The sequence below is a fragment of the Bradyrhizobium sp. MI1.3 genome (assembly GCF_055811695.1).
Genome location: NZ_JBVVPQ010000011.1, coordinates 73,091 through 86,720, shown reverse-complemented (window position 1 = coordinate 86,720; position 13,630 = coordinate 73,091). Strand labels below are relative to the sequence as shown.

Annotated in this window: 12 protein-coding genes and 1 riboswitch; of the genes, 3 read left to right on the top strand and 9 right to left on the bottom strand. The window is 64.9% G+C overall.

Annotation, left to right across the window (positions count from 1 at the left end; all coding sequences use genetic code 11):
• Positions 1-15: 15 nt before the first annotated feature.
• Complete coding sequence (locus AC0L3A_RS10615) at positions 16-1,227, bottom strand: MFS transporter (RefSeq protein WP_007594664.1); 1,212 nt, start codon at positions 1,225-1,227, stop codon at positions 16-18.
• Positions 1,228-1,363: 136 nt separating this feature from the next.
• A riboswitch (Fluoride riboswitch) is annotated at positions 1,364-1,441 on the bottom strand.
• Between the two features lie 286 nt (positions 1,442-1,727).
• Here AC0L3A_RS10615 and AC0L3A_RS10610 point away from each other — a divergent pair.
• Positions 1,728-2,597 (top strand): DUF1194 domain-containing protein, encoded by an 870-nt coding sequence (locus tag AC0L3A_RS10610; RefSeq protein ID WP_007594662.1) that lies wholly within the window; start codon positions 1,728-1,730, stop codon positions 2,595-2,597.
• A 175-nt stretch (positions 2,598-2,772) separates the two neighbouring features.
• A complete protein-coding gene (locus AC0L3A_RS10605) occupies positions 2,773-3,405 on the top strand; it encodes a hypothetical protein (protein ID WP_007594660.1) in 633 nt (210 codons plus the stop codon).
• A gap of 215 nt (positions 3,406-3,620) precedes the next feature.
• On the opposite strand, the gene AC0L3A_RS10600 is transcribed toward AC0L3A_RS10605, so the two are convergent.
• Positions 3,621-4,679, bottom strand: a complete 1,059-nt coding sequence (locus AC0L3A_RS10600) for a class I SAM-dependent methyltransferase (protein WP_027516562.1) — start codon at positions 4,677-4,679, stop codon at positions 3,621-3,623.
• A gap of 168 nt (positions 4,680-4,847) precedes the next feature.
• Between AC0L3A_RS10600 and AC0L3A_RS10595 the strand changes: the two genes are divergently transcribed.
• The gene (locus AC0L3A_RS10595; RefSeq protein WP_354127313.1) at positions 4,848-5,450 is read left to right on the top strand and encodes a hypothetical protein; all 603 of its coding nucleotides are present in this window, start codon (positions 4,848-4,850) and stop codon (positions 5,448-5,450) included.
• Here the strand turns inward: AC0L3A_RS10595 and AC0L3A_RS10590 are convergent, their stop codons facing one another.
• The 7 genes from AC0L3A_RS10590 to AC0L3A_RS10560 all read right to left on the bottom strand — a co-directional run bounded on the left by AC0L3A_RS10590 (position 5,451) and on the right by AC0L3A_RS10560 (position 13,620).
• Positions 5,451-6,698 (bottom strand): class I SAM-dependent RNA methyltransferase, encoded by a 1,248-nt coding sequence (locus tag AC0L3A_RS10590; RefSeq protein WP_354127312.1) that lies wholly within the window; start codon positions 6,696-6,698, stop codon positions 5,451-5,453.
• The gene (locus tag AC0L3A_RS10585; protein ID WP_473254363.1) at positions 6,691-7,425 is read right to left on the bottom strand and encodes a TlyA family RNA methyltransferase; all 735 of its coding nucleotides are present in this window, start codon (positions 7,423-7,425) and stop codon (positions 6,691-6,693) included. Before AC0L3A_RS10585 ends, AC0L3A_RS10590 begins: the two co-directional genes overlap by 8 nt.
• Positions 7,426-7,451: 26 nt before the next feature.
• Complete coding sequence (locus AC0L3A_RS10580; protein WP_473254319.1) at positions 7,452-8,006, bottom strand: nucleoside 2-deoxyribosyltransferase; 555 nt, start codon at positions 8,004-8,006, stop codon at positions 7,452-7,454.
• 33 nt (positions 8,007-8,039) lie between these two features.
• Entirely contained in the window at positions 8,040-9,968 is a 1,929-nt protein-coding gene (gene dxs, locus AC0L3A_RS10575) for a 1-deoxy-D-xylulose-5-phosphate synthase (protein WP_007594649.1), read from the bottom strand.
• A gap of 605 nt (positions 9,969-10,573) precedes the next feature.
• Entirely contained in the window at positions 10,574-10,825 is a 252-nt protein-coding gene (locus tag AC0L3A_RS10570; protein WP_007594646.1) for an exodeoxyribonuclease VII small subunit, read from the bottom strand.
• A 73-nt stretch (positions 10,826-10,898) separates the two neighbouring features.
• Complete coding sequence (locus AC0L3A_RS10565) at positions 10,899-11,828, bottom strand: histone deacetylase family protein (protein ID WP_219678554.1); 930 nt, start codon at positions 11,826-11,828, stop codon at positions 10,899-10,901.
• A gap of 133 nt (positions 11,829-11,961) precedes the next feature.
• Positions 11,962-13,620 carry a bifunctional metallophosphatase/5'-nucleotidase gene (locus AC0L3A_RS10560; protein ID WP_219678552.1) on the bottom strand — a complete coding sequence of 553 codons (1,659 nt, stop codon included), beginning with the start codon at positions 13,618-13,620 and terminating at the stop codon, positions 11,962-11,964.
• Positions 13,621-13,630: the final 10 nt, after the last annotated feature.

Here is a 13,630-nt window from a genome sequence, read left to right as displayed (position 1 = left end):
GCGAACAGCCCCCCGTCATCGTTTCTCCTCCGTTGCCATCCCGCCGCCGACGGCGAATAGTCCCACGAGCGCGACCAGCGCGAAGCCGAGCCCCGCCAGGAACGTGCCGGCCGGACCATAGGCATCCCACAAGGCGCCGGCGATCACGCTTGCGGCCAGCAAGGCAAGGCCGGTGAACAGGTTGAAATAGCCGAACGCGGTGCCGCGCAGGCTCGGTGGCGCCGCGTCGGCGACGAGGGCCGAGAGCAGGCCTTGCGTCAACCCCATATGCAGTCCCCACAGCACGACGCCGAGGGCGAGGCCCCCAAGGTTTGGCAGCAGCGCGAGCGCAAGATCGGCGCCGGCGAGGAAGACGAGGCCGAGCGCGAGCAGGCCGGTGCGGTTGATCCGGTCCGAGAGCACGCCGGCCGGATAGGCCGACAACGCATAGACGATGTTCATCAGCACCAGCACGGCCGGCACCCACATCGCATTGAGCCCGATGTTCTGCGCGCGCAGGATCAGGAAGGCCTCGCTGAAGCGCGCCAGCGTGAACACGACGCCAACCGCGACCACGCGCCAGTATACGGACCCGAGCTGGCGCACCGCGGCGGTATTCAGTGGATTCCTTGAGGGCTCCCGGCCAGGGTCCGGCTCCGGCTCGCTCACCGCGAACGCGATCAGTCCGAACGACAGGAAGCCCGGCAGCACGGCCACCCAGAACACCATCGTAAAATTGTCCGCCGTCCACCACATCAGGCCGATCGCCATGAGCGGCCCGACGAAGGCACCGATAGTGTCGAGCGACTGCCGCAGGCCGAAGCTCGCGCCACGCAGGCCGATAGGTGCGATATCGGCGATCAGCGCATCGCGCGGCGCGCCGCGAATGCCCTTGCCGACGCGGTCGATGAAGCGCCCGGCAACCAGCCATCCGACGCTGGGGGCAAGCGGGAATAGCGGTTTTGTCAGCGCGGCGAGTCCGTAGCCCAGCGCGGCGAGCAATTTGCGCCGGCCTAGCCAGTCGGACAACGCGCCGGAGAAGATCTTCGTGATCGAGGCGGTCGCCTCGGCAATGCCCTCGATGAAGCCGACGGTGAGCGTGGAGGCGCCGAGCACGGTGACGAGATAGACCGGCAGCAGCGCGTGGATCATCTCGGAAGAGACGTCCATCAGCATCGAGACGAAACCGAGCACCCAGATTCCCCTGGGCAGCCCCGCACGTGCAGCATTCGGTGTTGTCGTCGTCACGTCCAGGACTTCTCCTCGGCCTCTGCTTGACCTCTGCTTGACCTCTCCTTGGCCTTCGCGTCCAGGCAACAAAAAACCCGCCAGCGGCGGGTTTGTCCATGCTCCCACCGAAGGCAAAGGCTTAGAAATTGCCCCTCCTCAAGCAGGAGTCATCAGCCCATTACGGTCACAGGCCGCCGGGCGGTTGTCGGGGGACTCCATCCCCATCTGTGTCGCCAGCCTAGCATGGAAATGGCGCCGGACAAATGGGCGAGGGTGCTCTGTCCAGTGGCCCGTTCTTCCGGGGCGCATGGCGCATGACGGCATACCCGTGCCAGCGATCGCGCAGTCAGCGGCGCGAGCGCGGCAACATGGCGGCAGCTTTGCGTAATGCTTCGCAATTCCCGACCCGCAGATCCCAACGCGCAAATCCCTAACTGGAATGTGAAGCGCAAGCGATCTTCGGACTTTGCGGCAAGGCGATTGCATGTCACCATCGCGTCATACGACGGGAGGCTGCGATGCGCTTGCTGTTCTCGATCGGGGCTGTGCTGGTGACCGGCATGTTTGCCGGAGGGGACGTCGCGGGCATCGCGGCACCAGGACCCAAATTTGAGTCGCCTAAAATTCAGCCGCAACGGCAAGCAGCCGACAGGGACGCGCAGACGGTCGATGTCGAGCTGATCCTCGCTGTCGACGTCTCCTACTCCATGGACATGGACGAGCTCGCGATCCAGCGCGAAGGCTATGCGCAGGCGATCCAGTCGAAGGAATTCCTGCAGGCGCTGAAGCTGGGCCCGAACGGCCGGATCGCGGTGACCTATTTCGAGTGGGCCGCCTCGACCGACCAGAAGATCATCATTCCCTGGCGCCTGATCGACGGACCGGAGACCGCCGATGCCGTCGCCGCCGAAATCCTGAAGACGCCGATCCGGCGCGCCTCGCGCACTTCGATCTCCGGCGCGATCAGTTTCGCGATGCCGCTGTTCGACGAGGATCCCTATCGGGGCTTGCGCCGTGTGATCGATATTTCCGGCGACGGTCCCAACAACAATGGCACTCCGGTCACGATTGCGCGCGACGCGGCGATCGAGAAGGGCATCGTGATCAACGGCCTCCCGATCATGGTCAAGGAGCCGTCCTATTCGACCATGGATATCGACAATCTCGACTTCTACTATGAAGATTGTGTCATCGGCGGCCCCGGTTCCTTTGTCATCACGATCAAGGATCGCGAGAAGTTCAAGGAAGCCATCCGCACCAAGCTCTTGATGGAGGTTGCAGGCCGTATGCCGGAGCGCCCGGTGATGCGCGTTGCGGAGAAGGACAGGGAGCCGCGTGTGAACTGCATGATCGGCGAGAAGATCTGGTCAGACCGCTGGGGTCGCTGAGCGCGGCCCCCGGACGAGACCTTTTGCCCTATTTGCCCGCGATGGAATTTTAACCATGCGTTAACTGTTGCGTGGCCCTAATCGGCTGCTTCCAATTGTTTCCGGATACTGTTCTGACGTTCCTGTCGGGGCGCGAACCAAGCGGGCCTGTCAGACAAATCCGCCGAGCAATCCAATGGCCATCGTCTCATCGAGCACCAGCCAGATTTCGCCCGCCAACGAGCGGGTGTATCACCAGAGCGCCCTGCTCGGTGACTGGAAGGGCAATTGGGCGGGCAACAACCAGCCCGTCGGCTTCAAGGTCGTGAACATCCGCGGTGCCCGGGCGCAGGTCGAGTACACCCATAACGGGCACACCGAGCGCGGCTTTGGCGAGGTCGCCGGTTCGCTTCTCACCTTCGGTAACATCACGGTCGGCACCAAGGACGGCAAGAGTTTGGTGCTGTTATCCTCCGCGGGCGCTGGCAAGCAGACCGCGACGCTGGACAAGCAGGCGCCGCCGGCCTCGGACAGCCGTCTGATGGGAAGCTGGGGTGGCTATTCAAGTGACAATGGCAAGAGCGCGAGCTTCAGGGTGCTCGGCGTCAACGGCAACGAAGCGCAGGTCAGCGTCACCACCGATGGCGTCACCCGTCAGGGCACCGGCACCGTCTACAAGAACGTCATCATGTTCGGGCAGGCGCAGATTGCGACCGACGACGGGCAGAACGGCAAGATCATCTACCAGGTCGGCAACAAGTCATTCATGGTGCCCGTGACGAAATATCCGCCGGCGGATACGTCGTCCACGGTGGACAGGACGGCATAGCCGATCACGGCTGCTGCTCGCTTGACCGCGTCAGCGCCTTCAAGTGCCGGTCGATCTGACGCAAGACGTCGCACGCGGGCGCCAAAGCGCCATTACCGATCATTTGCGGCGGCCAGCTTACGTTGCCGCGCGAGCGAGGCAAGGATGTCGGCGCCAGGCGTGGCTGCAGCATCGGCATGGCCATATACCGCAGCCACGCGCCGGAATGGGGAAGATCAGATCCGCGCCTCCAGAATCAGATTGAAGGGCGTTTCAGCTGCGCGGCGGAAGCGCGTCAGTCCGCCCTCTCGCGCGACCTTGCGCAGCCTTGCCTCGCCGGCTTGCGCGCCCAGTGCGAGGCCCACCTCCTGGTCGAGCGAGGCCGGCGTGCAGATCATGGTCGACGCCGCATAATAGACCCGCCCGACCGGGTTGAGATTGTCCTCGAGGCGGTCGCCTGCGAACGGCTCGACCAGCATGCAGGTGCCGTCCTTTGCCATGGTCTCGCGCACGTGGCCGATGGCGCCGACGGGATCGCCCATGTCATGCAGGCAATCGAAGAAGCAGACGAGATCATAGCCCTCGGCCGGATAGGTCTTGGCGGAATGAACAGCGAAGCTGACCCGGTCGCCCAATCTGGCTTCGGTGGCCGCCTTTCGCGCGGCCTCGATCGAACCCTCGTGATAGTCGAAGCCGTAGAAGCGGGAGTTCGGGAAGGCTTCCGCCATCAGCCGTGTCGAGACGCCGTGCCCGCAGCCGACATCGGCGACCTTGGCGCCGCGCTTGAGCTTGTCCACGACGCCGTCGAGCGCGGGCAGCCATTCCTGCACCAGATGATGCATGTACCCGGTCCGGAAGAAGCGTGCGGTGCCGCAGAACAGGCACTCGCTGCGCCGGTTCCAACCGACGCCCTTGCCGGATTTGAACGCGTCCGAGACCTTCGGCTCGTCGAGAAACGCCGAGGCAATGACATTGCCGAACGCGCCGAGGAACACCGGACTGTCCTCATCGGCAAGCGCCATCGCCTGCTCCGGCAGCATCGAGAATTTTGCCGAAGCGGAATCGTATTCGATGTAGCCGGATGCCGCCTGGCTCGCGAGCCATTCGCGGACGTAGCGCTCCGCCGTCCCGGTGGCGCTTGCGAGCTCGGACGAGTTCATCGGTCCCTTGGCGGCAAGGGTACGGTAGAGACCGAGCTTGTCCCCGAGCAGGACCAGCGACGCATTCATCGCTGCCCCGAATTCGGTGACCATCTTGCCCATAAAGGCATTCAACCTGTCGGAATTGACCTCCATGACAGCCTCCGTGCTGACGCGCCCCCTTAGGTGGGTCAATCCGGCATGCGGGAAGTTCAAACTGGCAGGAAAACGTGATCCCGGAACTCAAGGGAAGACTGGTGTCGCTATGCTGGCATTCATGCTGTCTGGTGGGTATAATTCGCAAGCTTTTCGACGGTTATTTGGATGTCCAGGCTTACACGCTCTTGCGGTCTCGCGGTTTTTCTTGCCCTGCTCTGCCTCGGCGAAGCGCCGGCTCATGCGCAAGGCGCACCCCTGCAATATTGGATCCCCGGCGGACCTTTCGGCTTCGGCGGCGTTGCCGGCCAGAGCGCCGACAGCTACGGCAATTTCCCGAGCTTCAATGGCGCCGACGCAAGCGGCCGCAGCAATTTTGCGAACGGCTTCTTTGTCGGCAGCCAGCATGGCAATCTCAATTGGAGCGGCCTCAGCCCGGCCGGACTGAGCGGCAATTTCAGCGCGCTCTCCTACGACAGCACGCAATTCGGCTACAACACCAAGACCGCGGGCGGCATGCCCGTCACGTTCTTTGCCGGTTTCGACACCCTGAAATACGGCAACGGCATCGGCAGCTCGCTTGCGCCGCTCACCTCCAGCGCCTCGCCCGGCTACAGCGCATTTGCGGGTGTCGAGTTCAAGCCGACCTCCAACCTCAGCCTGTCGTTCGGCGCCGGCTTCACCCAGCAGGACTCGGGCCGCATGGATAGCGATCTCAGATCGAACATGCTGCCCGGCGAGTCGCCGGCGTTGAGTGGCCTTCGGCGCTAACTAGCGCGTGAACTTCGCAACCAGCTCGACATGCGGCGTGTGGCGGAACTGATCCACCGGCACGACTACGTCAATCTTGTAGCCGCCATCGATCAGCAGCCGCGCATCGCGAGCAAAGGTCGCGACATTGCAGGAGACCGCGACCACCACCGGCACCTTGCTCGCGGCGAGCTTCAAGGCCTGCGCCTGTGCGCCCTGGCGCGGCGGGTCGAACACGACAGCGTCAAAATCGCGCAGCTCCGGCGCCACCAGGGGACGGCGGAACAGGTCGCGCGGCTCGGCCTTGATCGGCTTGAGGCCCGGTGTGCGCGCGGCTTTTTCGAGCGCTGCAATGGCGCCGGCGTCATTGTCATGGGCGGTGACGCGGGCCTTTTCGGCGAGCCGCAACGCAAACGGCCCGACACCGCAGAAGAGGTCGAGAACGTTCTTCGCCTTGCCGATGCGCTCCGCGACCAGCGACGCAAGCGTCGCTTCGCCGGCGACGGTGGCCTGCAGGAACGAGCCCGGCGGTAGCGTCACTTCGGCGCGGCCCATCTGCAGGGTCGGTGGCAGGCGTTGCAGCACCAGTTCGCCGTGCCGTGTCAGCCGTGCCAGGCGATGCTGCTCGGCGACGCGCGACAGCGCCGTCACGAGCGGCGTTGGCAGCGGGCCGGAGCCGCGCACGTCCACGTCGAGACCGTTGGCGGTCGCGGTCACCTGGATGTCCAGCGGCTTCGTCACCAGCATTTTGGACGTCAGCAGTTCGGCGAGCGCCCAACCGGCATCGAGCGCGCCCTCGAGCCCGGGATCGAGGATCGGGCAGCGATCGATCGGGATGACATCGTGCGAGCTCGCAGCCGAGAAGCCGACCTTGAGGATGTCATGGGTGCCGAACCGGCCGTGCAGCGTCATGCGCCTGCGTCCCGCACCATGGGCATCGACCAGCGGCGCCACCTCGCAGTCGATGCCGGCCTGGGCCAGGGTCTCGACCACGATGCCGCGCTTCCAGGCGTGATACGGTTCAGCCGCCCAGTGCTGGATCGCGCAGCCGCCACACACCCCGAAATGCGGACAGAACGGCGCGACGCGCTCGGGGCTGGCGACATCCACCGCCAGCAGCTTGCGGCGATCAGGATGGTTGCCGACGACGTGATCGACCTCGACGGTCTCGCCGCCGAGCGTATAGGGCACATAGATGGCTTCACTAGCGTCGAGCGAGACGCCGTCGCCGCGATGGCCGACGTGATCGATCGTCACGCGCTCAACCACGGCGCGCGCCCAGGAAGAATTCGATGTTGCCGTCGCCGCCGGTGATCGCCGACGGGAACACCTCGATATCGGTGCAGCCGAGCGAGGCCGCAAAGGCGGCGATGTCGTCGCAGATCTCGCGGTGCACGGCGGCGTCGCGGACGATGCCCTTCTTGTTGTGCTTCCGGTCCGCCTCGAATTGCGGCTTGATCAGTGCCAGCAGGCTCATCGGCGCGGCCGCCAGCGACAGCGCCACGGGCAGCACCGTCTTGAGCGAGATGAAGCTGACGTCGATCACGACGACATCGGGCCGCGCCGGCAAACGCTTGCCGTCATAGGCGCGGATGTCGGTCTCTTCCATCGACACGATCCTGGAGTGACCGCGCAGCGAGGGATGCAACTGGCTGGTGCCGACATCGACGGCAAAGACGAGACTCGCGCCGTTCGCCAGCAGCACCTCGGTAAATCCGCCGGTGGACGCGCCGACGTCGAGGCAGACATGGTCCTCGATCTCGATCGGGTAGCGCTCCAGCGCGCCGGCGAGCTTGACGCCGCCGCGGGAGACGTAGGGGTACGCGGGCTCGGCCTGGATCACGGCGTCCTCGGCGATGGTCTCCGACGGCTTTGCGACCTGCTTGTCGTCGGCGGTGACGAGGCCGGCCTCGATCGCCGCGCGCGCCCGCGCCCGGCTCTCGAACAGGCCGCGCTCGACCAGCAGAACATCCGCGCGCTTGCGGGCAGGGGACATCATCTCTCCGAAGACGCCAGAGGCGCTTATGTAGCGATCAATCGCGCGGCCGCCATCCGGACGCAAGCCTCGAACGCGGCAAGATCGTGCCAGATGTCGATCGGCATCTGCGCCGGCGTCACCACCGGGCAGCCATGCAGCTCCAGCGCGTGGATCATCATGAGATTGTCGACGAGGCCAAAATCCTCGACCGTCAGCCCCTGCGCGTCGACCAGCCGCCCGTCCTCGGACGTCACGTCCATGAAGCGGCTGAGGCGGTCGGCATAGGCGGCGCCGTCGTTGGAATAAGCGAGGCAAAACTTGCGGCGGCCGGCCATGTAGCCGAGCTCGTAGATGGTGCCGGGATCGGCGCTGGCGCCGCGGAACGGCGTGAGGTTGGCGATGATCGCATCGGCCGCGTCCATCATCGCCTCGTTGCCGCAAAAGATCCGCCGCGAGGCGTCGGGAGCGGCGAGGTCGATGTCGTTGTCGAGGGGATAGAGGCCGGTAAGGCCGTGCGCGGCACAGATCGCGACCTTCTCCCGGCCGATCTCGACCGCATCTGGCAGGAACACGTCGGGGCCTGCCAGATAGATTTTCATCAGAGCTGCTTCGCGGAAGGTCGAAGCTCGCTGTTAGGCGAGCTTGACCGTCTCGGCCTTGACGTCCTTGCCGAGCGCCTCGAACACCTTGGCGACGATGCCCTTGGCGTCGAGACCGGCACGACCGTACATCGCCGCCGGGGTGTCGTGGTCCTGGAACACGTCGGGCAGCACCATGGTGCGGAACCGCACCAGGCCGCTGTCGAGCGCGCCCTGGTCGGTCAGGTATTGCGCGACATGCGAGCCGAAACCGCCGACCGAGCCTTCCTCGATCGTGATCAGGATCTCGTGGTCGCGCGCGAGCTTGAGCACCAGCTCGGTGTCCAGCGGCTTCATGAAGCGCGCATCCGCGATCGTGGTCGAAAGGCCGTGGGCCGCGAGCTCGTCGGCGGCCTTCTCGCATTCGGCAAGGCGCGTGCCGAAGGAGAGCAGGGCGATCTTGCTGCCCTCGCGGACGATGCGGCCCTTGCCGATCTCGAGCGGAACGCCGATTTCGGGCATCTCGATGCCGCGGCCTTCGCCGCGCGGATAGCGCAGGGAACTCGGACGATCGTTGATCGCGACCTGGGTTGCGACCATGTGCACCAGCTCGGCTTCGTCGGCCGCCGCCATGATCACCATGTTCGGCAGACAGCCGAGATAGGCGTTGTCGAACGAGCCGGCATGGGTGGCGCCGTCGGCGCCGACGAGGCCGGCGCGGTCGATGGCGAAGCGCACGGGCAGGCTCTGGATCGCGACGTCATGCACGATCTGGTCGTAGCCACGCTGCAGGAAGGTCGAGTAGATCGCGCAGAAAGGCTTGTAGCCTTCGGTGGCGAGACCGGCGGCGAACGTCACCGCGTGTTGCTCGGCAATGCCGACGTCGAAGGTGCGGTCCGGGAACGCCTTGTTGAAGATGTCGACGCCGGTGCCGGAGGGCATCGCCGCAGTGATGGCGACGATCTTGTCGTCCTTCTCCGCTTCCTTGACGAGGCTCTGGCCGAACACGTTCTGATAGGCCGGCGCGTTCGGCTTGGACTTGGCCTGGGTGCCGGTCGCGACGTCGAACTTGACCACGGCGTGGTACTTGTCGGCGGAGGCTTCCGCCGGGCCGTAGCCCTTGCCCTTCTGCGTCACGACGTGGAGCAGGATCGGGCCGGTCTCCATGTCGCGCACGTTCTTGAGCACGGGCAGGAGATGGTCGAGGTTGTGGCCGTCGATCGGGCCGACGTAATAGAAGCCGAGCTCCTCGAACAGCGTGCCGCCGTCCATCATGAAGCCGCGGGAATATTCCTCGACGCGATTGGCGCGGTTGGCGAGGATCTTGGGCAGGCGCTGGTTGATCTGCTTGGCCACATCGCGCAGCGTGCGATAGGTCTTGCCCGAGTAGAGCCGCGACAGATAGGCGCTCATCGCGCCGACCGGCGGTGCGATCGACATGTCGTTGTCGTTGAGGATGACGATCAGGCGCGAGTTCATCGCCCCCGCATTGTTCATGGCCTCGTAGGCCATGCCCGCCGACATCGCGCCGTCACCGATGACGGCGATAACGTTGTTCTTGCCACCGGAGAGGTCGCGCGCGACGGCCATGCCGAGGCCGGCGGAGATCGAGGTCGAGGAATGCGCGGCGCCGAACGGATCGTAATCGCTCTCGCTGCGCTTGGTGAAGCCGGACAGGCCGCCGCCGGTGCGCAGGGTACGGATGCGATCGCGCCGGCCGGTGAGGATCTTGTGCGGATAGGCCTGGTGGCCGACGTCCCAGATCAGCCGGTCGCGCGGGGTGTCGAAGACGTAATGGATCGCAGTGGTGAGCTCGACCACGCCGAGGCCTGCGCCGAAGTGACCGCCGGTCACCGAGACGGCATCGATGGTCTCCTGACGCAGCTCGTCGGCGACCTGGCGAACCTGCTCGACCTTGAGCTTGCGCAGGTCGTCCGGCGTCCGGATGGTGTCGAGAAGCGGCGTTTTACTATATGCGTTCACGGCGATTTCCAATTTGTCAGCGCCGGAAGATTGTTCCGGTGCGCGATGGGTTTGCTCAATATCGGCGCAGCGCGAGTCCTTAAACCGTCGGAGCCACCTGCATGGGGCAAAGCCCCGTCTTCAAGCTTAGGTGAGCTTAAGTGCTCTCCGGTTCAGTCTCTGTGATCCCTGTCACTTAGATCGGCTTCGTCCATCCCAGCCAATTCATCAGCAGTTTGAAGCGCTTGTCGTCGGTAATCAGTGCCTACGCAAGGCTTACAAAAAGCCACACTCCGCGCAGCTTTACACCAAAGCTTGGGCCAAAGCCAACCCGCTGGGCCGATTACGGGCATGCACCTGCAACCCCCGGGCCAGAGTGGTTAATCCCAGCGCCAGCGGAAGGGTTCCAAGCTTGCCCGGTTCCTCGGCAAGGTTTTTGGCGTGGGGAAGCTATTTTTAGACGGATTTAGGAGGGCGAGGGGCCCTCTGCGGGAGGTTCCGTGATCTCCAGAGTGCCGGTTCCCTCGAATCAAGCAGCAGCAGCAGCAACAACGCCGACGGCGGCGTGCGATCATGAAAAATTGCCGGTGCCCGCTGCGTGAGATAGGCGGCTTTGAAGGCGGCCCCTACTGGACGTCGAGCGGCGCGGTGCCGGTGGCCTGGCCGCTGGCATCGGTGGTGATCTTGTCGACGCGCGCCTCGGCCTGGCGCAGCAACTCCTCGCAGCGGCGCTTCAGGGCCTCGCCGCGCTCGTAGATCGTCACGGATTCCTCGAGCGGCACCTTGCCGTCCTCGAGCCGCTTCACGATGGTTTCGAGCTCCTCGATGGCGCGTTCGAAGGTCAGCCTGGAGATGTCGATTTGGGTATTTTCGGCCATATAAGTTTCCGATTGCCCGATTCGCTTCATGTCGGAGAAAGCAAAGTTTTGCGGGCGCAATGTGGCGGGTGTGTCAGGCGCCCATCAGGGCGCCGACATGCGCCGTAACAGATTCTTTCAGTCCTTGCAGGTCGTAGCCGCCCTCGAGCACAGAAACAACGCGCCCCCCGGCGGTCTTGTCGGCGAGGTCCATCAGCTTGCGCGTCACCCAGGCATAATCCTCCGCGCGCAAATTCAGCGACGCCAGCGGATCGCGATAATGCGCGTCGAAGCCGGCAGAGATGACGAGCAGCTCCGGGCTGAATTTTTCGAGCTGCGGCAGGATCAAACTTTCGAACGCGATGCGGAATTCCGGCCCGCCGTCCTCGGAGGCGAGCGGCGCGTTGACGATGGTGTCATGGTCGCCGCGCTCGCTCTTGGCACCGGTGCCCGGAAACAGCGGCATCTGGTGCGTCGAGCAGTACATCACGGTCGGGTCCGACCAGAAGATGTCCTGCGTGCCGTTGCCATGATGCACGTCGAAATCGACGATGGCCGCGCGCTTGATGCCGTATTTGCGCTGCGCGTGGCGCGCGGCGATGGCGACGTTGTCGAAGAAGCAGAAACCCATCGGCTTGCCGATCTCGGCGTGGTGGCCGGGCGGGCGCACCGCGACGAATGCGTTGCGATGCTCGCCCGCCATCACCGCTTCGGTCGCCGCGACCGCGCCACCAACGCCGCGCATCACCGCTTCCCACGTGCCCGGCGACATCGAGGTGTCGCCATCGATATAGACCTGTCCGCTGGTCGGCGCGATGTGGCGCAGCTCCGTGACGTAGTGCTCGTTGTGGCAGAGCGTGACGAGATCGAGATCGCCCTCCGGCGCCTGGTCGCGCACCAGGAACTGGAAGCGCTCATGCGACAGCGCCTCCTCCACCGCGCGCAGGCGGTCCGGCCTTTCAGGGTGTCCCGGCGGCGTGACGTGGTCGAGGCAGGCCTTGTGGGAGAGGAGAAGCGTACTCATCAGTCGGCCTCATGGGATGCGGGCTCTCGACGTCGCTTGGCGCATCCGGCGCCAAAACGCAAATGCAAAACCCAATCTATGCGTTCCCCCGGGAATGGCAAAGGGTGTCCCGAACCGGCCCGTTTGATCCGGATCAATTCACGCGCAGGATGCGGCTCAGCGGCAGCGGCCCGATCGGTCCGTGCGCCCTGAAGAACGCGAACAGCGCGTCGGCGTCGTAGCCGCCATATTGCGGCCCCGTGCCTTGTTTGGCGACCGTAAAGCCGTCGCCGCCAACTGCGAGGTAATCGTTGAGGGTGACGCGGTAGCCGCTTCCGGCTTCGATCAGCCTGCCATTGAGCGTCATCTTCTCGTTGATCACGCGCTCGCCGAATGGCTTCGCCGCATCCCAGGCGTAACTGAACCCGTTCGAGACCTGGAGAATCCGCGGCCGCTTCGGATCGAGCCATTGCTGCTCCAGCATGTCCTTGAGCTGGCTGCCCGTGAGCGTCATGGTGACGAGCCGGTTGCGGAACGGCTGGCTGGCGAAAACGTCGCCGAAGGTGATCGCGCCGTTCTCCTTCGGGACGATGTCGGTGCGGATACCGCCGGGATTGGTGAGCGCGATGACGGCGCTGCCGTCCTTGGCGTCCCTGGTCGCGGCGAGCTGCGCGTCCGCAATGACGTCGCCGAGCGGGCTTTCGCCGGCGTCGTTCGGCACGCGTGACAGCGCCTGCGTCACCGATCCAGCCGGGCGATTGGCGATCGGCGCCGAAAGCCTGTCGTAGGCGTCGATCAGTGCGGTCTGCTCGGGATCCCTGGGCAGCGAGGCGTTGGCGACGAGGACGTTCTCGGCCCGGGCGCTGACGACGTCGCGGGTTACCGGATCGAGCTTGAGGTCGATCGCGGTGACCAGCGTACCGTATTTGTCGCCGCTGGTGACGAGCCGCCCGTCAATATCGCAGACATAAGCACGATGGGTGTGGCCGCTGACGACGACGTCGACGGCGCGCTCGAATTTTTTCACGATGTCGACGATCGGCCCCGTGATGGCAGGGCATTCGTTGTAGTCGCCAGCCGGCTCGCCGCCCTGGTGGATCAGCACCACGATCGCCTCGACCCCACGCGCCTTCAGCTGCGGCACCAGCGCGTTCACCGTCTCGGCTTCGTCGCGGAATTCAAGACCCGTGATGCCCGATGGCGAGACGATGCCCGCGGTGTCCTTCAAGGTCAGCCCGATGAAGGCTATGGGGATGCCTTCGAACTCCCTGATCTCGTAAGGCGGCAGCACGCTCTTGCCCGTCGCCGTCTCGATGGTGGACGCCGCGAGATAGCGGAATTTGGCGCCCGTGAAGGGGTGCGGCCCCTGGCAGCCGTCGACGGGATGACAGCCCCCGTTCTGCATCCGCAACAGCTCGGTCTTGCCCTCGTCGAATTCGTGATTGCCGACCGAGGTGATCGCGAGCCCCATCATCGAGAGCGACTCGATCGAAGGCTCGTCGTGGAACATCGCCGACAGGAACGGGCTTGCGCCGATCAGGTCGCCGGCGGCGACGAAGATCGTGTTCTTGTGTCCCTCGCGCAGCTGCTTCACCAGCGTCGCCATGTATTCGGCACCGCCGGCCGCCACCATCACCTTCCTGGACTTGTCCTCGGGATCACTGATCCGGATGCCGCCCGGCGGTGGGCGCAGATTGCCGTGGAAATCGTTGATCGCGAGGATGCGCAGCTCGACGGGTGCGGCGGTTTGGGCGGACGCGGGCAGGGCGGCGAGCGCGAGCGCGAAGACGGTCAGGCGGAGAACATGTTGCATGAAACCAGAC